Origin of the sequence: Nocardia sp. CY15, from assembly GCF_009829295.1 — a bacterium.
GTDB lineage: Bacteria > Actinomycetota > Actinomycetes > Mycobacteriales > Mycobacteriaceae > Nocardia > Nocardia sputi.
In genome coordinates this window covers 1-18,545 of sequence record NZ_VUOT01000021.1, presented here as the reverse complement: position 1 = coordinate 18,545, position 18,545 = coordinate 1, and the positions used below count along the sequence as shown (strand labels likewise).

The window sequence follows — 18,545 nt, the reverse complement described above, 5'->3', positions numbered from 1 at the left end:
GCGGCACCCGGCGCACGACCTGAACGCGAATCCCGTCTCCTGACTTGTACGGCCTGAATTCGCGGAGAGGCGGGAGAGCGACATGTACCCCTCGCCCGCCGCGCCGCTTCCCACGCTGTGCGGCCGGCCGGTGGCGACGGATCGAGCGCTGGTGATGGCGATCGTGAATCGCACGCCGGACTCGTTCTACGACCGAGGCGCCACGTTCACCGATGCGGCGGCTATGGACGCCGTGGCGCGCGCCGTGGACGAGGGCGCCGACCTCGTCGACATCGGCGGGGTGAAAGCCGGGCCCGGTGATGTGGTGGACGCGGCCGAGGAAGCGCGTCGCGTGATCCCGTTCGTCGCGGCCATTCGAGGCAAGTACCCGGAGCTACTGATCAGCGTCGACACCTGGCGCGCCGAGGTGGCGCTGGCCGCGGTGGGCGAGGGGGCGGATCTGATCAACGACACCTGGGCGGGCGCCGACCCCGATCTCGTTCCGGTGGCCGCCGCGCACGGCGCGGGTGTGGTGTGCAGCCACACCGGTGGCGCGGTGCCGCGTACCAGACCGCATCGGGTCCGTTACGCCGACGTGGTGGGCGAAGTCACCGAAACCGTGGTGCGATCCGCCGAGAACGCGCTCGCGGCCGGAGTCCGCCGGGATTCGATCCTGATCGATCCGACCCACGATTTCGGCAAGAACACTTATCACGGTCTCGAACTGTTGCGAGGAGTCGACGTTCTTGTAAAAACCGGATGGCCAGTCTTGATGGCGCTGAGCAACAAGGATTTCATCGGAGAGACTTTAGGTGTCGGTCTTTCCGAACGGCTGGAGGGCACATTGGCGGCAACAGCATGGTCGGCAGCGGCCGGCGCCCGAGTCTTCCGTGTCCACGAAGTCGCCGCGACCCGGCGGGTCGTGGACATGATCGCCGCGATCCAGGGCATCCGGCCCCCCGCACGAACCTTGCGAGGTCTGGCATGACATTTCAACACCGTGAGCCCGCCTGGGCGACGACCCATACCTGGGACACTCCGAACTGGCGGGTGGACGATCTCGTCTCCGCGAAAGCCGGGCGCACCGTGTCGGTGGTGCTGCCCGCACTGAACGAAGAACGGACCGTGGCCGATGTCGTGGCCAGCATCCGGCCGTTGCTCGGCACGCTGGTCGACGAGCTGATCGTGCTGGATTCCGGTTCGACCGACGCCACCGCGGAGCGGGCGCGCGCGGCGGGCGCCGAGGTGATCACTCGCGAGCAGGCGGTGCCGGAACTGGATCCGGTCCCCGGCAAGGGGGAGGTTCTGTGGCGTTCCCTGGCGGTGACCAGCGGCGACCTGATCGCTTTCGTAGATTCCGACCTGATCGACCCGGATCCGGCGTTCGTGCCGAAGCTGCTGGGTCCGCTGCTCACGGTCGATGACATGCATCTGGCCAAGGCCTACTACCGCAGGCCGCTGCGACAGGGCGGCGCGGTGGACGCGCACGGCGGCGGCCGCGTCACCGAGCTGGTCGCCCGTCCTCTGCTGGCGGCGCTGCGACCCGAACTCTCGCAGGTGTTGCAGCCGCTCGGCGGCGAATACGCAGGCACCCGCGAACTGCTCACCTCGGTGCCGTTCGCGCCGGGCTACGGCGTGGAGATCGGGTTGCTGCTGGACACCTACGACCGGCTCGGCATGTCCGCGATCGGCCAGGTCAACCTGGGAGTGCGTACTCATCGCAACCGTCCGCTGGCCGACCTCGGGGTGATGAGCCGCCAGATTCTGGGCACCGTGCTCGGTCGCAGCGGCGTCCAGGACTCCGGCGCGGCGCTGACCCAGTTCCCGTTGATCGGCGACGAGTTCACCGCGCACCGCACCGAGGTGCGGCTGGTGGACCGCCCGCCGATGAACACCCTGCGGCCCGCGTGGGCGGCGGCCTGAACCGCGTTGCCGCTCCGATTCGGTCAGGCCCCTTCCGCATGCGGGTCCCGCATGTACCCCGCCTCGATCAGCGTGCGGAAGGCCGCGAGCTTGTAGACGCATTCGGAGGGCTCACAGATCCGGTGGCGCTGCATGAGTTCATGCGCCTCCGCTACGGTCAACGGCTCGGTGAGCAGCTGCTGCGGCCTGCCGATCGGACAGGTCGGTAGCGCGGGGGCGGGGACCTGCTCGGCGATGCCGTGCTGGGCGATGCCGACCCGGCGCCGCCGGGACGCCGGTCCGTGCAGCAATCCGATGGTGGCGACCAGACTGGCGGCGCCGGCGAGCGAGCAGAGGACGGCGAACTGGGTGGCGGTCACGGCGCTTTCTCCTCTCGGTGGGGCGGGCCGGGTTGAGCGTGGCGGGGCCGAAGCGCACGCACCGTCACCTACTCGTAGTTAACTTTCAGCAAACTTCAGTGTGGGCCGAAAGGGCGCGCTGTGCAAGATGGGAATGAGATGCGCGCCACCGACCGGTATGGGTGGCTCTGCGGCTGGGTATGCCCGGCGATTCGGAGTCCAATCCGTTTTGCGCGGATCAGCGGTGAATGGGACCCTCGGTGCGGTCGAGCGGAAGCGCGGAGGCGCCGCCGCGCTCGGCGAGGATCTGGGCGGCGATGGAGATGGCCGTCTCGTCCGGCGTGCGCGCGTCGAGATCCAGCCCCACCGGACTTCTCAGTCGGCCGAGCTGGTCGTCGGTGACGCCCACGGCCCGCAGGCGCTCGACGCGCTCGGCGTGGGTCCGGCGGGATCCGAGAGCGCCGACGAAGCCGATGCGCGGGCACGACAACGCCGTGGCCAGCATCGGCACGTCGAATTTGGCGTCGTGGGTGAGTACGCAGACCACGGTGCGCCGGTCGATGCGCCCCGCCTCCTGTTCGCCGCGCAGATACCGATGCGGCCAGTCCACGACGACCTCGTGGGCAGCGGGGAACCGGGCGGCGGTGGCGAAAGTCTCGCGGGCGTCCACGACCGTCACCCGGTAGCCGAGCTGGCGGCCGGTGCGGCTGAGCGCGCGCACGAAATCGTTGGCGCCCGCCAGGATCATGCGCGCCGGAGCCGCGAAGACCTGCACGAACGTCCGGGGTCGCGGTGAGCCGCCTGCCGCGCGCTCGTCGGTGCCCACCACGCCGCAGCGCCCCGCGGCCAGCAGCGCCCGGGCGTCGTGATCCACGCCGTGCCACGGTTGCGTCTGCTCGGGTGTCAGCAGCTTCCATTCCGGTGTTGCGTCCATGGTGGTCGCTACGGCGACGGGACGGCCGTGGTCGATCCGCTGCCGCAACGCCGAGAGCAGCGGCAGCCGCGCGGGGGTGACCCGCTCGACGAACACTTCGATTTCCCCGCCGCAGGTCAAGCCCACTGCGGGCCCGTCGGCGTCGGCATAGCCGAACCTGTCGGTCACCGCGTGGCCGCTTGCCAGCACCTCTCGCGCCGAGGCGACGACGGCGGCCTCGACGCATCCGCCCGACAGTGAGCCGTGCACGTCACCGGAGCCGGTGACGAGCATCGCGGCGCCCGGTTCGCGCGGCACGGGGCCGGTCGTGTCCACCACGCGTGCCAGCGCGACCGGCCCGTGCGACAGCAGGCCGATCAATTCCTCGAGTATCGCGCGCACAGCAACCGGTCCTTTCCGAGTGGGTCCGGCCGCGGCGCATCGGGCCCGGAAACGAACGGCGAATCTCCGCCGTACCGCCAGCCTAGTTACTGGGAGGCTATTGGGCGCGGCGGCGATGATCCGGTAGCAGCACGTGCTCGGCCCGCGCTTCGGTTCCGTCCCGGCCGGTGGGCGCGGCCTCGTCACGGGTGCCGGTATCCGTGGGGGGTTGCTCGCGCTCCCGGCGGGCGGGATCGACCGTGTCGGCGGTGTGCGGCTGGTCGGCTGCCGTTTCATCGTCCTGCGAGCCCTCCGGCCCGGGTGTGGCCGACTGCTCGTCCGCGAGCCGGGCCTGGAGGTCGGCGACGGTCAGGTGGGCTTTCGACCCCTTCGGCCGCAGCAGCATGCTGAGGATCAGGCCGAGCAGGCCCACCGCCACGACGGCGCCGCCGATGAGCAATAGCGGGTTCACGATTTTCCTCCTTGCCGGACGCCTCACGCGTCCGTTGAGCGGAGCTGGAGATGGGACGGGACGGCGTCGGTCTCGAAGTACGCCGTGAAGATCTCGGCCGCCTGCTCGGCGGTGAAGAGCTCGTCCGGATACACGCGGGGAGCGGGCACGCCGACGGGGACCGGCACGTCGACATCCGGTGGACCGATCCGCTCGCCGGACAGGCCCAAGGCGAAGCGTTGCGGCGTGCCGCCGACCGCGGTGCGCATCTCGAGGGTCAGCGCGTCCGCCGAGCCGGTGCACTGGAGGTACTCCTGGCCGGGCGCGGAGCTGATCGCCGGGTCGATGTCGGCGGGGCGCATCGGCTCGGCGAGCCGGGTCATGTTCACCGAGTAGCGGTGGAAGCCGTCCAGCCTGCGCAGCGGGCGCAGAAAGCTGTCGATGGTCTCGCCGGGGCCGACGAAGACTTTCAACCGGTCGCTGTAGGTGACTCGGTGGGTGGTCACCGTGGGATCGCCGGTCCGGGCCGGAGTCGCGAGGCCGTGCGGCCGCAGCACGGAGAGAAGGGTCACGGAACTCGCAGATATCGACTTTCGATCACGCATCAGCGTTCACCTATCACATGCGGTTATCGTCTAGCTATTCAATCATCCGTGAATGAACTCGCTCGCGGCAGGTCTGGTGACCTGTACCACACGGCAGGATGGCGGTTCGGATGACGCCACAGAGTGCTCTCGAACAGCTGAGCAGCGGGTACTTCGTTGCCCGTCCGAAGCCGTCTCGACCATCCACCGTTTCGCTGCAACCACGAAGCGCCGATGACCTGTAGTGGCCAACTATTTGCTGAATCTTGTTGTGCGAGTGCACCCTCGGCTTCGAACTCGCGGGAACGCTCGAATCCCGCTCGCCGCTAACGGGCGTGGGGTCGCCCAAGTCGAGGTGAACGAGCGACGGGTGGGGCGGCCTGAGTGATTACACACACGGACTCGTGTGGCTACCGGGGCCCAAGGGGATTCGGCGGCGCCATGGGACAGCGCACGCGGAGGACTCGTGCAGCCGAGCGCGGGCCGGCCGCGTCTTCGGGTGCATGGTGGTTCAGCGGCGCAGACCCGTTGCGGGCGATCGGTTCTCCGGGTCGTGGCGGTAGACCGGCGTGAGCAGTTCGGCCTCCAAGGGCTCGCCGGTGGCGCGGTCGAAGCGACAGGCGATCAGCACCGAGAACAGGTGATTGCTCGCCCGCTCGTGCAGGGTGGCCAGCCGGGTGGCGAGCAGCCGGATGGCGCCGAGTGAGCCGGGCGGATGCATACCGTCGATCATCAGCACGCTGCCGCGCCCGTCTGGCCTGGGAAGCCTGCCGAGATAGGCGATGTCGTGCGGTTCGGGTCCGCCCGGCCGATACACCCGGCGGGCCGCCCGGTCCTCGATACCCCGGCGCGCGTCACCCATTCTGGCCACCGCGCGACGCAATCGCGGATCGGCGGCGACCAATTGACGCAGACTCGGGGACAGTTCCGGGCCGCCCAACACGATCAGGCCGTTGCGGCGCAGATCGATCGGGCGGCCCGGTAGGAAATGCTCGACCGCCACGCTGAAGCCGAGTTCGCGTAGGAGCTCGGCCAATCGCTGCGGCGCTGCCGGATCCGGCGCGCCGATCACGCGCCCGGCGCGCACCTCCGGAACGAGCACGGTGAGCGAACCGTGCCCGAAGAACAATCCTTCCGGCGCGGGTCCTTGCGTACTCACCTGATGGATGCGGGCGCGGGAAAGGCCCGCGGCGGCACCGATTCTGGCGAACGTCCAGCCCTCGGCATGGAGTTCCCGGATCACGGCACGCCGAATCCTGGTCAGTTCGTTGATGGTCTGCTGCGCCGCCGCCACCCCGTCGGTGGCCGCCTTCAGTCGCTCGACCTTGTCCTCGATCGCGAACACGCGCGCCACGTCATCGGCCGACATGTGCGAAGTCTAGACAGCTGAACAGCGCATTGCGTCTAGTCTTCTTGACGGTTCAGGTGGCGTCGGTGTCGATCGGGGGACGTTCGTTGCGCTCCAACGGCTTATCCAACTTGGGCATCGGATAGTCCGGCATCCCGCTGTTCGTGCTGTACAGGTCCTTCGGATCGGGCAATGCGCTGCCGAAATCCTTCAACAGCGAATCGTCGCCGTTGAGAAGATGTTTGGTCACCATCGCCCGCGGCGTCATACCGCGCAGTTCGTTCAGGTCGGCCAGCGGCTTGCGTAGATCCTCGAACTCCGGCCCGAGTTCCTGCTTCAGCTGAGAGGTTGCGCCACTCGCGTAGTCGCGGACCTGACGCAGGCTGCGCGTGGTCCAGCGCACGGCGCCGGGCAAACGCTCCGGGCCGAGGATCACGAGGGCGGCGACGAGCAGGATGACCATCTCGCTCCAGCCGATGTTGCTGAACACGTAACCAGGCTACCCGGCGATCCGACCAGCGGATCAGTCGGATTCCAGCGTCACGGGCACGTCCACCTGCCTGCCATCGCGGATCAACTGCACGTTCACCGTTTCGCCGATCTCGCGGGACTGCACCGCGACGACCAACTCGTCCGGATTCGTGACCTCGCGGTCGCCGACCTTCACGATCACGTCACCCTCCACGATCCCGGCCTTCGCCGCGGGACCGCCGGGAACGACGTCCGCCACCGCCGCGCCGCTCATAACCTCGTTGGCCACCTGTTTGGTGCGCGCGCTCAGGCCGATCGTCGCGTGGTGCACGACGCCGTCGCGGATCAAGGTCTGTGCGACCTCGGTCATCTTGTCCACCGGGATGGCGAAGCCCAGACCGACCGAGCCGCCGGTCTCGCTGCGGATGGCGGTGTTGATGCCGACGACCCGGCCGTCCATGTCCACCAGCGCGCCGCCGGAGTTACCCGGGTTGATCGAGGCGTCGGTCTGCACGGCGTCGATCACGGCCTTCGTGTCGCTGCCCTCGCCCTCCAGCTTCACCGGACGGTGCAGGGCGCTGACGATGCCGGAGGTGACCGTCTTGCTCAGGCCCAGCGGCGAACCGATGGCCAGCACGTCGTCACCGACCTGGACGTTGCCGGACTTGCCCAGCTGGGCGACGGTGAGATTCTTCACGTCGACCTTCAGGACGGCCAGGTCGGTCTTCGGGTCGCGGCCGACGATCTGGGCGGGAACGCGGGTGCCGTCGGAGAACTGCACCTGGATCGCGGCGCGATTGCTCTTGTCCTGCGCTGCCATGGAGATGACGTGGTTGTTGGTGACGATGTAGCCGCCGCCGTCGATCACCACGCCCGAACCGGTGGCGCCGTTGTCGCCGACGGTCACCCGGATGGAGACGACCGAGGGCAGCACGGCGTTGGCGACCTCGGCGATCACACCGTGGGGGCGGGCGCCGTCGCCGGTCTGCTCCAGGGTCACCTTGCGGGAGGTGAGCGTCGAGGCGGTTTCCGCGGTCAGCCGCCCGACCAGCCCGCCGAGCAGGCCGATGACGAGCGCGACGAGTGCGAGCAGGGCCAGCGCCTTGGGCGCGACCCGGGAGCCGAACAGCACTTCGCGGGCACTGAGCTTCTCGGCCTGCGGCAGCGGCTGCGGCTTGGGTGTTGGCACGGCGGGGGAGCCCAGGCGCGCGACCGCCTCGGGGTCACGCCACGGATCGGCCGGTTCGGTGACGGAGGCGGGGCCGCCGGTCGCGTCGGGGTCGCGTTGCAGGACCTCGGTGGAGCCCTCGGGGCGGCCGAACGCCTCGGCCAGCACCGCGTCGGGCGGGCGGTTCTGCAGTTCGGGGCCGGATTGCGGCGCGGAGCCCGCCTTGCGCAGCGGCACGGCGAACGAACCGGATAGGCCGGCAGGCCTGCGGAAGGCGCGCGCGGTATGCGTGTCGACATGGGGCCGATAGACCGGGCGCGGGCCGAGCACGGGTGCGTCCGGCGGACGGAGATTCCCGCGGTTGGCCGCCGAATCCGAGGTGTCGGCCGATCCGGAATTCGTCGATTCGGTGGTCACTCGGAAAACTCTACTTGCGCCACCAGGTTGTCCACCGGGTCGCGGTGAACGAATCGGTCAGAAAGCCGAAAACGGCCTCGTTCCGTGGGGGCCTGCCGGACGGGGAAGACGTTGTGCTGGACGCGCCACCCGGCAATTCGGCCAGCGGAATCCTGGTCAGGCTGTCGTGCAGGCCGGTCGGAATCGCGACCTGCCCGGCGTGCCGCAACGCGATGCGCGCCTGCTGCTGGGCATCGACCTCCGCCGCGCATTCGGGGCACAGCGACAGATGTTGAGCGGCGCGCAGATATGCGTTCATCCGCAGCTCGCCGTCCACGTAGGCCGCGATCGCCTCACTCGCCAGATGTTCCGTGGGGCGAAAACGCGGCGGACGACCGGACGTACTGAAGTCGCCACTCATTCGGTGCTCACCCTTCCAACCGACATCGACCGATGTTCGGGCGATGCCGGTTTCCGACGAATCACCCTATGTTCGCGTCAACGGCGAACCGCTGCTCACTTCCATTATGCGCAAGGTAGTCGCGCAGGGCCTGGCGTCCACGGTGGATCCGACTGCGCACAGTGCCCAGTTTCACGCCGAGCGTAGCGCCGATCTCCTCGTAGGACAGTCCCTCGATGTCACAGAGCACCACGGCCGCGCGGAACTCCGGGGCGAGGGAATCCAGGGCGGTTTGCAGGTCGGGATCCAGCCGGGCGTCGTGGTAGGCCTGCTCCGGCCCGGGGCCATCGGCGGGCACCCGGTCGTAGTCCTCGGGCAGCGCCTCCATCCTGATCCGGTTACGGCGGCGCACCATGTCCAGGAACAGGTTGGTGGTGATGCGGTGCAACCACCCCTCGAACGTGCCGGGTTGGTAATTCGACAGCGAACGGAACACCCGGATGAACGTCTCCTGGGTGAGATCTTCGGCGTCCTGAGCGTCGCCGGAGAGGCGGTAGGCCAAGCGGTAAACCCGGTCGGCGTGCTCGCGGACCAGTTCGTCCCACGTCGGCATCGCCGACCGATCACCGGTGGCATCGAAGGCAGCAGTGCCGGACAGCTCGACCGCGTCCTCGACGGGGTCGGCTTCGACCGGCAGGATCTGCTCGGGCAGGGTGGCGTATTCGCGCGCCGCATCGACCATGTGGATGGGGCTACCTCCTACTAGGGACCGTAAACGTCGGAACTCGCTCGGGGCCGGGTCTACGGACCGTCACGTACGGATACAACAGACAACCGGTATGTCGTTGTTCCCGCGTCCCGTGTCGAAACACGGTCGGTGGTCTTGCGTTGCCCATACTCTTTCTGGTCCTGATATGGCCGGGTTATGGAGATCCTGAGGGTCGCCTGAGAAAACCGGCGGCGGAAATGGCGGGCGGCGCGTGTTGTCCGGAACGCCGAGATCACCCGCCCGGCGTTAGCCTCATACCCGTGGCATCGAATCTGGAGCGGAATCTCGCCTACGTGGAGGAATCCGTCGTGGAAGACGAAATCCTCGTCAGCGCGCGGGAACGGGCCACCGAACTCGGCGCGGTTCCCGTGCCGCCGTCGGTGGGCGCGCTGCTGAGCATGTACGCGCAGTTGCTCGGAGCGCGCGCGGTGGTCGAGGTCGGCACCGGCGCGGGCATCAGCGGGCTGTGGCTGCTCGACGGCATGCGCGAGGACGGCACGCTGACCACCATCGATTCGGAGCCGGAACACCAGCGCGCGGCCAAGGAGGCGTTCCGCGCCGCCGACATCCCGCCCGCGCGCACCCGGCTGATCAACGGACGGGCGCTGGACGTGCTGCCCCGGCTGGCCGACGGCGCCTACGATCTCGTCTTCATCGACGCCGCACCGCTGGAGCATCCGGAGTACGTGGCCCAGGCGGTGCGTCTGTTGCGCCAGGGCGGCGCCATCCTGCTGCACAACGCGCTGCTGGGCGGGCGGGTACCCGATCCGGCGCAACGCGATCCGGCCACCCAGGCGGTGCGCGCCGCGACCCGCGCCATCGCGGAGAACCCGGAACTCACCTGTGTGCTGATTCCGGTGGGCGACGGATTGCTCTGCGCCTCGCGCGGTTGACGATTCGCGCTACGGATACGTGGCGGCCTGATTCCATCGCCGAATTCGGGGTATGCGCTGAGTAACTACTCAGTGAGGAAATTCGGTTATGCGTGAACTAACTCCCATCGAGATGGCCGCCATGGGGGACGTCGTGACGGAACGACGATCGAGTTGGTTGCGGCCCACGATGTTGGCCCTGCTGCTCGTACTCCTGGGGGCTGTGCTGGTGATGGTGGTGGTGAGCAACACCGATTTCGATACCGGGCCCGAAAAGACCACCCCCACACCTGGACCCTGCGAGCCGTTCTGCACCCAGAACGTCGCCCCGCCTGGACAGTGATCTCCGGGGTAGAGCCGCTGTGGGCGACCTGGCTTGCCCGAATATGTCTGGTGTCGAGTAACTTTCCGCCGGACGCGCGCTCGTAGCGCTTCCTGACTCGGCTGTGTCCCTTTCGGATGAACAGTGGAGTTCGCGAAACAACCACCATCGACGCACAGTTCGGCGCATGCTGCAACGGAACGCCGATGCTCGGATACTGGTGAGGTCATGCTCCGAGCGGTCCGGAAGAGGGGTGCGGTGTGGTGATGATGATGTTCCTCTGGGACGAGGACGAGCGCAGGCCCCGGCCGCTCCACTGGGGGCGGACCATGATGGCTTTCGCCGCCGTCATGCTGTTCGCTCTGATGGCGGTCTATCTGGTGAGCACGGCAGATTTCGGCGAGGCTGCCGAATCGAAGGTGCCGCGTACACCAGGCCCCTGTGCGCCATTCTGCATCGGGCCGCCCGCGCCTGAGCCGGGCGGGCCGTAATCCAGCTCGCCGATCGCGATTTCAGGGAAATAACGCGCTGCTCGACTAGTACAGCCTGGATACCCGCAGCGGCGGATCGGCCTCGCCTTGGACCCAGACGCCCTTGCCTACCGTGACGACACCGCCGTTGCTCACCGCGAAGCGGCTGCGGTCGCGCGCCAGATCCACCCCGATGATCTCGCCTTCGCCGACGACCACGTTCTTGTCGAGAATGGCGTGCCGCACTACCGCGCCGCGCCCGATCCGCACGCCGGGCATGAGCACGCAGCCTTCGACGGTGGCGCCGTCGTCGACCATGACGTTGGCGCTGAGCACCGAATTGCGGACGGTGGCGGCGGACAGGATGCTGCCCGCGCCCACGATGCACTCCTGCGCCAGCCCGCCCTGGGCGAACTTGGCCGGCGGCAGGTTCTCGGCCGCGCCGCGGATCGGCCAGTGCCGGTTGTAGAGGTTGAACACCGGGTGCACCGAGACCAGATCCATGTGGGCGTCGTAGAACGCGTCGATGGTTCCGACATCGCGCCAGTAGCCGCGGTCGCGGTCGGTGGCGCCGGGCACGTCGTTGTCGGCGAAGTCGTAGACGCTCGCCTGCCCCGCCGCGACGAGCGAGGGAATGATGTCGCCGCCCATGTCGTGGTCGGAGTCGGCGTTGTCCGCGTCCGCCCGGATCGAGTCCACCAGCACCTTGGTCGTGAAGACGTAGTTGCCCATGGACGCGAACGTGACGTTCGGATCGTCCGGGGTGCCGGGCGGATGCGGGGGCTTCTCCAAGAACTGCGTGATGCGACCGGAGTCGTCGCTGTCGATGCAGCCGAACGCGCTCGCCTCGCTGCGCGGCACCCGAATACCGGCCACGGTCACGCCGGCGCCGGAGTCGATGTGGTGGCGCACCATCTGCTCCGGGTCCATGCGGTAGACGTGGTCGGCGCCGAAAACCACGATGTAATCCGGATCCTCGTCGTAGATCAGGTTCAGCGATTGCATGATCGCGTCCGCGCTGCCGGTGTACCACCGCGGACCGAGCCGCTGCTGCGCGGGCACCGGGGTGATGTACTCGCCCGCGAAACCGGACAGCCGCCAGGTCTGCGAGATGTGCCGGTCCAGCGAGTGCGACTTGTACTGCGTGAGTACGCACAGCCGCAGGAAACCCGCGTTGACCAGATTGCTGAGCACGAAGTCGATGAGGCGGTAGGCGCCGCCGAACGGGACGGCGGGCTTGGCGCGGTCGGCCGTGAGTGGAAAGAGTCGCTTGCCCTCGCCACCGGCGAGCACGATCCCGAGTACGTGCGGCTGGCTCCTCACACCTGCCAAACTACCGGGTCCAGCGCCCGGGAGTGGCCGCCGCGGACTCGAACGTCTACTTTGAACCGGTGAGTTTCGGCACGGATGGCGGGCGTTCGGCGGTGGATTCCGGCGAGCGGAGTCGGCTGAGCGTCGCGATGCTGACCCGCGAATACCCGCCGGAAGTGTACGGCGGGGCGGGGGTGCACGTCACGCAACTGACGGCGCATTTGCGTCATCTGTGCGAGGTGACCGTGCACTGCATGGGCGTGGATCGCGCGGACGCCGTGGTGCATCAACCGGACCCGTCGCTCTACGGCGCCAACGCCGCGCTGCAGATGATGTCCGCCCAGCTTCGGATGGCCGACGCCGTCGGCGAAGTGGACGTGGTGCACTCGCACACCTGGTACAGCGGTTTGGCCGGGCATCTGGCCGCGGCCCTCTACGGCGTCCCGCATGTGCTGACCGCGCACTCGCTGGAGCCGCGCAGGCCGTGGAAAGCCGAGCAGCTCGGCGGCGGCTACCGGCTCTCCTCGTGGTCGGAACGCAACGCCGTCGAGCACGCCGACGCGGTCATCGCCGTGAGCGAAGGCATGCGCCGCGACGTGCTCGACGCCTATCCGGCGGTCGATCCGGACCGGGTCCACGTGGTTCACAACGGCATCGACGGGTCGATCTGGCATCCGGGTCCGGTAGCCGCCGGCGAGCCGTCGGTGCTCGCCGAGCTCGGCGTGCGGACCGACCTTCCGATCGCCGCCTTCGTCGGTCGCATCACGCGCCAGAAGGGGGTCGGTCACCTGCTGGCCGCCGCCCGCGGCTTCGACCCCGACATCCAGCTCGTGTTGTGCGCGGGCGCGCCGGACACGCCCGAATTGGCGCAGGAGGTCACCGCGGCGGTCCAGGAACTGCGGCAGCGGCGCGGCAACGTGTTCTGGATACGGGAGATGCTGCCGACCGAGCGGATCCGGCAGATCCTCGCCGCCGCGTCGGTGTTCGTGTGCCCGTCGGTGTACGAGCCGCTGGGCATCGTGAACCTGGAGGCGATGGCCTGCGCGACCGCGGTCGTCGCCTCCGACGTGGGCGGCATCCCCGAGGTGGTCGACAGCCGCAACGGACGCCTGGTGCACTACGACGCGGGCGCCGCCGAGGACTACGAGCGGGCGCTGGCGGCCGCCGTGAACGAGGTGGCCGGCGACCAGGCACTGGCCGCGCGATTGGGCGCGGCGGGCCGGGAACGAGCCATCTCCGAATTCGACTGGTCCCGGATAGCGGCCCGCACGGTCGCGGTCTACGACGCGGTCAGGAAAGGCTGAGCCGGGCCGTCAGGCCACCCGGCGGTAGGTGCCGACGACGACCGACGCGGTGACCTCGACGGACTCCGGCAACCGCGCCAGACGCGCCTCCCCGGCGGCGGCGTGGTGTGCGGACGGCCCCATGCCCACCACGTGCGCGACGTCGGTCCTGGCGAGCGTCATCGGATACTCGATGAGCGTCTGTTCGACCGGCTCGAAATGCCCCGCCATCGCGGCGTCGAGCCTGCGGTCCTTGTCGGGGTCCACTCGGACCATGTCCAGCGGTCCGATCAGCTCGCCGAGATGGCGTTCGGTGGGTGTGGCGACGACGAAGCGGCCCTCGTCGGCGAGCACCCTGGCGATCTCGCCGGGATTACGCGGTGCGAAAACCGAGAGCACGCCGGTGAGCGCGCCGTCGCGGATCGGCAACCCACGCCAGGCGTCGGCCAGTATCGCCGCGGCGCGCGGGTGGGCGCGCGCGCACCGCCGGACGGCCGGCTTGGCCACGTCCAGCCCGATGCCGAGGGCAGGGGGAGACGCGTCGAGCGCCTTGGCCAGGTAGTAACCGGTGCCCGCGCCGACTTCGAGCACCGCGCCGCCGCTCCGGCGCGTCGTGACGGCTCGTGTGACCGCGTCGGCGATCGGCGCGAAGTGTCCCTCGCTTTGGAAGGCGGCACGCGCGTCGAGCATGGCGGCGGTGTCCCCGGTCATCTTGGTCGAAGCACCGGTCAGCAGGCTGACGTAGCCCTGCCTGGCGATGTCGAAGCTGTGCCCGCGACCGCAGCGCAGCGCCTTGTCGGTGGGTTCGAGCGCGAGCGACGCGGCGTCCTGGTGCGCCCGTATACATTCGGGGCATGCCAGGACGCCGGCCGCGACGGCGAGAGTCTTATGCTCAGCCGGGACCACTCAGCTCGTGACGCTCTTCAGTTCGTCACCGAGCGCCGCTGCCTCGTCCGGCGTGAGCTCGACGACCAGACGCCCGCCACCCTCGAGTGGAACCCGCATAACGATTCCACGCCCTTCTTTGGTTGCCTCGAGGGGACCATCCCCGGTGCGGGGCTTCATGGCCGCCATCCTCTGCTCCCTCCAGATCTGCGCGGTCTGCTGCGCACTTTCTTGGAACTCCAGTTGTCACCAACCAGTGAGCTCGCCGGCGTTTGGCGAGCTACACCCGTCCCATTCTTCCCTATCGCGGATGTGGACGGATAGCTGAGTTCAAAAAGTGACCGGTCGGCCTGTGCCGGACCGGTCGCTGCCCACCCAGCAATCGGCCACGTGGTCATCGACCATTCCGGTCGCCTGCATCAAGGCATACGCGGTGGTGGGTCCGACGAATCGGAATCCGCGCCGTTTCAATTCTTTTGCCAGGGCTGTGGATTCAGGTGTGGTCGCGGGCACATCGGCGCCGGAGCGCGGGCGCGGGCGCGGCGGCGGGGCGAACGACCAGAGCAGCTCGTCCAGGCTCACCTCGAGATCCCTGGCAACCCGGGCGTTGGCGATGGCCGCGTCGATCTTGAGACGGTTGCGGACTATGCCGGCGTCGGCCATCAGCCTGGCGACGTCGTCGTCACCGAACTCCGCGACGCGCTCGATCGAGAAATCGGCGAACGCGGCGCGGAAGGCCGGGCGTTTCCGCAGGATGGTCAGCCAGGACAGACCGGATTGGAACGCCTCCAAGCAGAGCCGCTCGAACAAGGCGTCGTCACCGTGCAGCGGCTTGCCCCATTCGTAGTCGTGGTAGTCCCGATAGAGCGGAGATTCCAGCGGCCAAGCGCAGCGAATCAGCCCGTCGTCGGCGAGGGCGGTCATTTCGTCTCCGGCGCGATCGGCGTCTGCCACCGCGCGGCCTGCGCCTCGGCCAGCTGATGCTGGAGCTCATCGATCCGCGCGGCCAGCCTGGCCAGCGCCCAATCCACCTCCGCGGCCTTGTAGCCGCGCACCACCTGCTGGAAGCGCAACGCGCGCACGTCCGCCCCGGTGATCCCTTCCACCGGCAACACCGTGGCCGTCGTCTCCTCCGGCAGCGGGCCCAGCTCCTCGGACCGCCCGAACACCGCACTGGCGAGCAGGAACAGCACCGCCGCGACCAAGCCGACGATCAGCACGTACAACAGCATGGTGAGCATGAGATGAGTTTATTTGCAGCGCGTGGCCCGACCGAACAGCCACCGACAGATTCCCCCGTCGGGTGCGAGGCCTACGAGCGCCGCTCGCGGCCCGCGAACACGCCGCACCGCGGGCGCGGCGAATCAACCACCGTGTCGGGTGGTGTCGATGCCCAGGGACATCCCCGCGAGACCGCGGCGACGGACAGCGAGTTTGTCGGCGACCTCCAGCAGAGCCTTGGCGGCCGGGTTCTCCGGATCACGCAGCACGATGGGGGTGCCTTCGTCGCCTGACTCGCGCAGTGCCTGTTCGATGGGAATCTGACCGAGCAGCGGCACCGTCGCGCCCACGGCGCGGGTGAGCCGATCGGCGACGGCCTGCCCGCCACCGGAGCCGTACAGGTCCATCCGGGTTCCGTCCGGCAGGTCGAGCCAGGACATGTTCTCCACCACGCCCGCGATGCGCTGCCTGGTCTGCAACGCGATCGCGCCGGCCCGCTCGGCCACCTCCGCGGCGGCCGGCTGCGGGGTGGTGACGACCAGGATCTCCGCCCCCGGAATCAGCTGGGCGATGGAGATGGCGACGTCGCCGGTGCCCGGGGGCAGATCGAGCAGCAGGATGTCGAGGTCGCCCCAGAAGACGTCGGCGAGGAACTGTTGCAGCGCCCGGTGCAGCATCGGACCGCGCCACACCACCGGCGTGTTGCCCTGGGTGAATTGCGCGATCGAGATCATCTTCACGTCGTGCGCGATCGGCGGCATGATCATCCGCTCGACCTGGGTGGGGCGGGCGTCGGTGCCGAGCATGCGCGGGATTGAATGCCCGTAGATGTCCGCGTCCAGCACGCCGACCGAGAGGCCGCGCGAGGCCATGGCGGCGGCCAGGTTCACCGTGACGCTGGACTTGCCGACGCCGCCCTTTCCGGAGGCGACCGCGTAGACGCGGGTCAGCGAGCCGGGCTGGGCGAACGGGATGACCGGATCGGCCGCGTCACCGCGCAACTGCTTGCGCAGTGCGGTGCGCTGCTCGTCGTTCATCACGTCGAGGTCGACGCTGATCGCGCCCACGCCCGGGACATCCGCGACGGCCTTGCTGACCCGCTGCGTGATCTCGGTGCGCAGGGGGCAACCCGCCGTCGTCAAGTAGATCTCCACGTGGACATCGCTGGCGGCGCCGATCACGACGCTCTTCACCATGCCCAGCTCGGTGATCGGCTTGCGGATCTCCGGGTCGTCGACCTTCGCGAGGGCTCCCCGCACATCCGATTCCGTAACCACTGGCATGGCAGAAATTTTAGGCGTGTCAAATTTTGGGCAGGTCACGGGGCCGGGGTGCGACCCCCGTGTTGTAGGAAGTTTCCCACGCCATGACGTTCGCGACGTACGCCATGGAGTGGTTGTAGCGCAGGATCGCCTTGGTCTGCTGGGCCATGTCACGCATGTTCAAGCCGCCGTCGCACAGGTACTTCCCGGCGGTCAGGGCGGCGTCGAAGAGGTTCTGCGGGTCGGCGATGCCGTCGCCGCTGCCGTCGGCCGCGTAGCGCTTCCAGGTTTCGGGCAGGAACTGCATGGGGCCGATGGCGCGGTCGTATCCGTCCAGGCCGTCCAACGCGCCGTCGTCGGTGTCGCGGATGACGTGGTTGCCGTAGAGCGAACCATCCAGCACCGGGCCGTAGACGGGGCTCAGCGGGTTGCCCTCGGCGTCGGCCTTGCCGCCGAACGCGTGGGTGGACTCGACCCGGCCGATACCGGCCAGCAGCGACCACGGCATGCCGCACACCGGATTCTCGGCCGCCAGGACCCGTTCCGCGTTCTGATAGGCCGCGACGGCCACACCGGGGACGCCCAGCGGCCCGGTCGCCATCGCGGCGGGTTGCCGACCGGCCGGCAGCGCAACGGTTTTCACCACGGGCGTGGCGGTAGGCGCGGCCTTCGCCATGGCGTGAGCGGCGAATTCAGCCCCGGCCATCAAGTCCGCGGCCGCCTGCGGGCCGGCGCTCAGAGTCTCCGGTTCGCTTTCGGGTGTATGCACCGCCGCCGCGACGGGTGCGGCGTCGCCGACCTCGGAGGCGGCCGTGACGGATACGAGCCCGGCGGGAACCAGACCGGTCAGTGCGATGACGGAACTCCGTCTGACGGTGGCAGGCGATTGTTTGCGATGACGCCCCACGGTGCGGTGACCCTCCCATGGCTCGCTGTGAGCCCTTTGTGATGAACCAAGGGGAGATTACCGCATCCGAGATCTGTTTGTTACTGCTTCGTGATCTGATACCTGGTTTGAATCACTGCTGGGGTGCAGCGGGTGGTACGGGAAGGGGGATGACGATTCCGAAGGGGAGAGTGATCCCCGGTGGCGGCGGGGGAACAGGGGCGGCCTCGGGCGCCGGTTCCGGTTCGGGTTCCGCAGCGGGCGGCGTGGTGACGGCAGGTTCGGGATCGCCGCGGTGTGCGTCGTCCGGAGCGGGCAGGCCTCCGGGTGCGGGCGCGGGTTCGGCGGTGGCCAGCGTGGTCTCGGGCTGTGCGCATCCGGCGGCCTGCTGGTCCGGGGCGCCCGGCTGGCCGGGGATCCCGGCATCGGCGGGCCTGCCCATCCCGGCCGGATCGCCGGGGTCGCGCGGAGCGGTCGGTACGCCGCCGTAGGGTTGCCCCGGTGCGAGCGGGACGCGGGCGGTGCCCGGTAGGTCCGGGAACGGCATGGGTGCGGGCATCGGTTGCGCCGCGCACGGATTCACCGGCGGCGCGGGCGGGCAGAAGATCCCACACGGAATCGGCGGCAAACCCGGAATCGTGATCATCACCTGCATCGGCACCGGCGGCCGCGGAACCGGAACCACCGCCCGCGGCGACTCACCCACCCGCGGCGCCGTCGTCGTCACCGCCGCCATCTCCGACCCCGGCCCCACCGAAGGCAACGTCCCCGGCGCCACCACATCCGGCGAAACCCGCACCTGCTGCGGCGAACCCCCCGTCCGATACGCCGCCGACCAACTCAACACATTCGCCGCGTACGCCATCGAGTTGTTGTACCGCAACACCGCCCGCAACTCCTGCGACCCATCCC

At 68.9% G+C, this 18,545-nt stretch carries 24 protein-coding genes; 7 read left to right on the top strand and 17 right to left on the bottom strand.

The window, feature by feature from the left end; translation table 11 throughout:
* Window positions 1–82 precede the first annotated feature (82 nt).
* Complete coding sequence (folP, locus tag GVY39_RS21735) at window positions 83–967, top strand: dihydropteroate synthase (RefSeq protein ID WP_159927447.1); 885 nt, start codon at window positions 83–85, stop codon at window positions 965–967.
* The gene (locus GVY39_RS21730) at window positions 964–1,902 is read left to right on the top strand and encodes a glucosyl-3-phosphoglycerate synthase (protein WP_159927445.1); all 939 of its coding nucleotides are present in this window, start codon (window positions 964–966) and stop codon (window positions 1,900–1,902) included. Before folP ends, GVY39_RS21730 begins: the two co-directional genes overlap by 4 nt.
* A gap of 23 nt (window positions 1,903–1,925) precedes the next feature.
* Here GVY39_RS21730 and GVY39_RS21725 read toward each other — a convergent pair whose 3' ends face one another.
* From GVY39_RS21725 to sigE, 9 genes are all read right to left on the bottom strand, one after another.
* A complete protein-coding gene (locus GVY39_RS21725) occupies window positions 1,926–2,261 on the bottom strand; it encodes a hypothetical protein (protein WP_159927443.1) in 336 nt (111 codons plus the stop codon).
* 217 nt (window positions 2,262–2,478) lie between these two features.
* Window positions 2,479–3,555 carry an XdhC family protein gene (locus tag GVY39_RS21720; RefSeq protein ID WP_159927441.1) on the bottom strand — a complete coding sequence of 359 codons (1,077 nt, stop codon included), beginning with the start codon at window positions 3,553–3,555 and terminating at the stop codon, window positions 2,479–2,481.
* A 97-nt stretch (window positions 3,556–3,652) separates the two neighbouring features.
* On the bottom strand, window positions 3,653–4,006 hold the full coding sequence (locus GVY39_RS21715) for a hypothetical protein (RefSeq protein ID WP_159927439.1): 354 nt from the start codon (window positions 4,004–4,006) through the stop codon (window positions 3,653–3,655).
* A 23-nt stretch (window positions 4,007–4,029) separates the two neighbouring features.
* Window positions 4,030–4,557 carry a hypothetical protein gene (locus tag GVY39_RS21710; RefSeq protein ID WP_159927437.1) on the bottom strand — a complete coding sequence of 176 codons (528 nt, stop codon included), beginning with the start codon at window positions 4,555–4,557 and terminating at the stop codon, window positions 4,030–4,032.
* A gap of 523 nt (window positions 4,558–5,080) precedes the next feature.
* Window positions 5,081–5,938: a hypothetical protein gene (locus tag GVY39_RS21705; protein ID WP_159927435.1), complete on the bottom strand. Its 858-nt coding sequence runs from the start codon at window positions 5,936–5,938 to the stop codon at window positions 5,081–5,083.
* 52 nt (window positions 5,939–5,990) lie between these two features.
* Window positions 5,991–6,407 carry a Sec-independent protein translocase protein TatB gene (gene tatB / locus GVY39_RS21700; protein ID WP_159927433.1) on the bottom strand — a complete coding sequence of 139 codons (417 nt, stop codon included), beginning with the start codon at window positions 6,405–6,407 and terminating at the stop codon, window positions 5,991–5,993.
* 33 nt (window positions 6,408–6,440) lie between these two features.
* Window positions 6,441–7,973: a S1C family serine protease gene (locus tag GVY39_RS21695; protein ID WP_159927431.1), complete on the bottom strand. Its 1,533-nt coding sequence runs from the start codon at window positions 7,971–7,973 to the stop codon at window positions 6,441–6,443.
* Between the two features lie 10 nt (window positions 7,974–7,983).
* Window positions 7,984–8,373, bottom strand: coding sequence for a hypothetical protein (locus GVY39_RS21690; RefSeq protein ID WP_159927429.1), 390 nt, complete (start codon window positions 8,371–8,373; stop codon window positions 7,984–7,986).
* A gap of 61 nt (window positions 8,374–8,434) precedes the next feature.
* Entirely contained in the window at window positions 8,435–9,094 is a 660-nt protein-coding gene (gene sigE, locus GVY39_RS21685) for an RNA polymerase sigma factor SigE (RefSeq protein ID WP_223520937.1), read from the bottom strand.
* A gap of 287 nt (window positions 9,095–9,381) precedes the next feature.
* On the opposite strand from sigE, the gene GVY39_RS21680 reads away from it, so the two are divergent.
* From GVY39_RS21680 to GVY39_RS21670, 3 genes are all read left to right on the top strand, one after another.
* Complete coding sequence (locus GVY39_RS21680; RefSeq protein WP_321210238.1) at window positions 9,382–10,014, top strand: O-methyltransferase; 633 nt, start codon at window positions 9,382–9,384, stop codon at window positions 10,012–10,014.
* A gap of 88 nt (window positions 10,015–10,102) precedes the next feature.
* Window positions 10,103–10,336, top strand: coding sequence for a hypothetical protein (locus GVY39_RS21675; RefSeq protein WP_159927427.1), 234 nt, complete (start codon window positions 10,103–10,105; stop codon window positions 10,334–10,336).
* A gap of 245 nt (window positions 10,337–10,581) precedes the next feature.
* Window positions 10,582–10,806 (top strand): hypothetical protein, encoded by a 225-nt coding sequence (locus GVY39_RS21670; protein ID WP_159927425.1) that lies wholly within the window; start codon window positions 10,582–10,584, stop codon window positions 10,804–10,806.
* A 45-nt stretch (window positions 10,807–10,851) separates the two neighbouring features.
* Here GVY39_RS21670 and glgC read toward each other — a convergent pair whose 3' ends face one another.
* On the bottom strand, window positions 10,852–12,108 hold the full coding sequence (gene glgC, locus GVY39_RS21665) for a glucose-1-phosphate adenylyltransferase (protein WP_159927423.1): 1,257 nt from the start codon (window positions 12,106–12,108) through the stop codon (window positions 10,852–10,854).
* A gap of 125 nt (window positions 12,109–12,233) precedes the next feature.
* On the opposite strand from glgC, the gene glgA reads away from it, so the two are divergent.
* On the top strand, window positions 12,234–13,400 hold the full coding sequence (gene glgA / locus GVY39_RS21660) for a glycogen synthase (RefSeq protein ID WP_159927680.1): 1,167 nt from the start codon (window positions 12,234–12,236) through the stop codon (window positions 13,398–13,400).
* A 9-nt stretch (window positions 13,401–13,409) separates the two neighbouring features.
* Here the strand turns inward: glgA and GVY39_RS21655 are convergent, their stop codons facing one another.
* The 7 genes from GVY39_RS21655 to GVY39_RS21625 all read right to left on the bottom strand — a co-directional run bounded on the left by GVY39_RS21655 (window position 13,410) and on the right by GVY39_RS21625 (window position 18,192).
* Window positions 13,410–14,285: a putative RNA methyltransferase gene (locus GVY39_RS21655; RefSeq protein ID WP_370523811.1), complete on the bottom strand. Its 876-nt coding sequence runs from the start codon at window positions 14,283–14,285 to the stop codon at window positions 13,410–13,412.
* Window positions 14,286–14,453, bottom strand: coding sequence for a DUF3117 domain-containing protein (locus GVY39_RS21650; protein WP_011211259.1), 168 nt, complete (start codon window positions 14,451–14,453; stop codon window positions 14,286–14,288).
* A 141-nt stretch (window positions 14,454–14,594) separates the two neighbouring features.
* Complete coding sequence (locus GVY39_RS21645) at window positions 14,595–15,188, bottom strand: DNA-3-methyladenine glycosylase I (RefSeq protein WP_159927421.1); 594 nt, start codon at window positions 15,186–15,188, stop codon at window positions 14,595–14,597.
* On the bottom strand, window positions 15,185–15,505 hold the full coding sequence (locus GVY39_RS21640; RefSeq protein ID WP_159927419.1) for a DivIVA domain-containing protein: 321 nt from the start codon (window positions 15,503–15,505) through the stop codon (window positions 15,185–15,187). Before GVY39_RS21640 ends, GVY39_RS21645 begins: the two co-directional genes overlap by 4 nt.
* A gap of 123 nt (window positions 15,506–15,628) precedes the next feature.
* Window positions 15,629–16,768, bottom strand: coding sequence for an Mrp/NBP35 family ATP-binding protein (locus GVY39_RS21635; RefSeq protein ID WP_159927417.1), 1,140 nt, complete (start codon window positions 16,766–16,768; stop codon window positions 15,629–15,631).
* Between the two features lie 19 nt (window positions 16,769–16,787).
* Window positions 16,788–17,654 carry a lytic transglycosylase domain-containing protein gene (locus GVY39_RS21630; RefSeq protein ID WP_159927415.1) on the bottom strand — a complete coding sequence of 289 codons (867 nt, stop codon included), beginning with the start codon at window positions 17,652–17,654 and terminating at the stop codon, window positions 16,788–16,790.
* 112 nt (window positions 17,655–17,766) lie between these two features.
* Window positions 17,767–18,192 (bottom strand): hypothetical protein, encoded by a 426-nt coding sequence (locus GVY39_RS21625; RefSeq protein WP_159927413.1) that lies wholly within the window; start codon window positions 18,190–18,192, stop codon window positions 17,767–17,769.
* Here GVY39_RS21625 and GVY39_RS21620 point away from each other — a divergent pair.
* A partial coding sequence (locus GVY39_RS21620; protein ID WP_201295301.1) for a hypothetical protein occupies window positions 18,179–18,545 on the top strand: 367 nt, incomplete at its 3' end. The two genes, GVY39_RS21625 and GVY39_RS21620, sit on opposite strands and share 14 nt — an antisense overlap.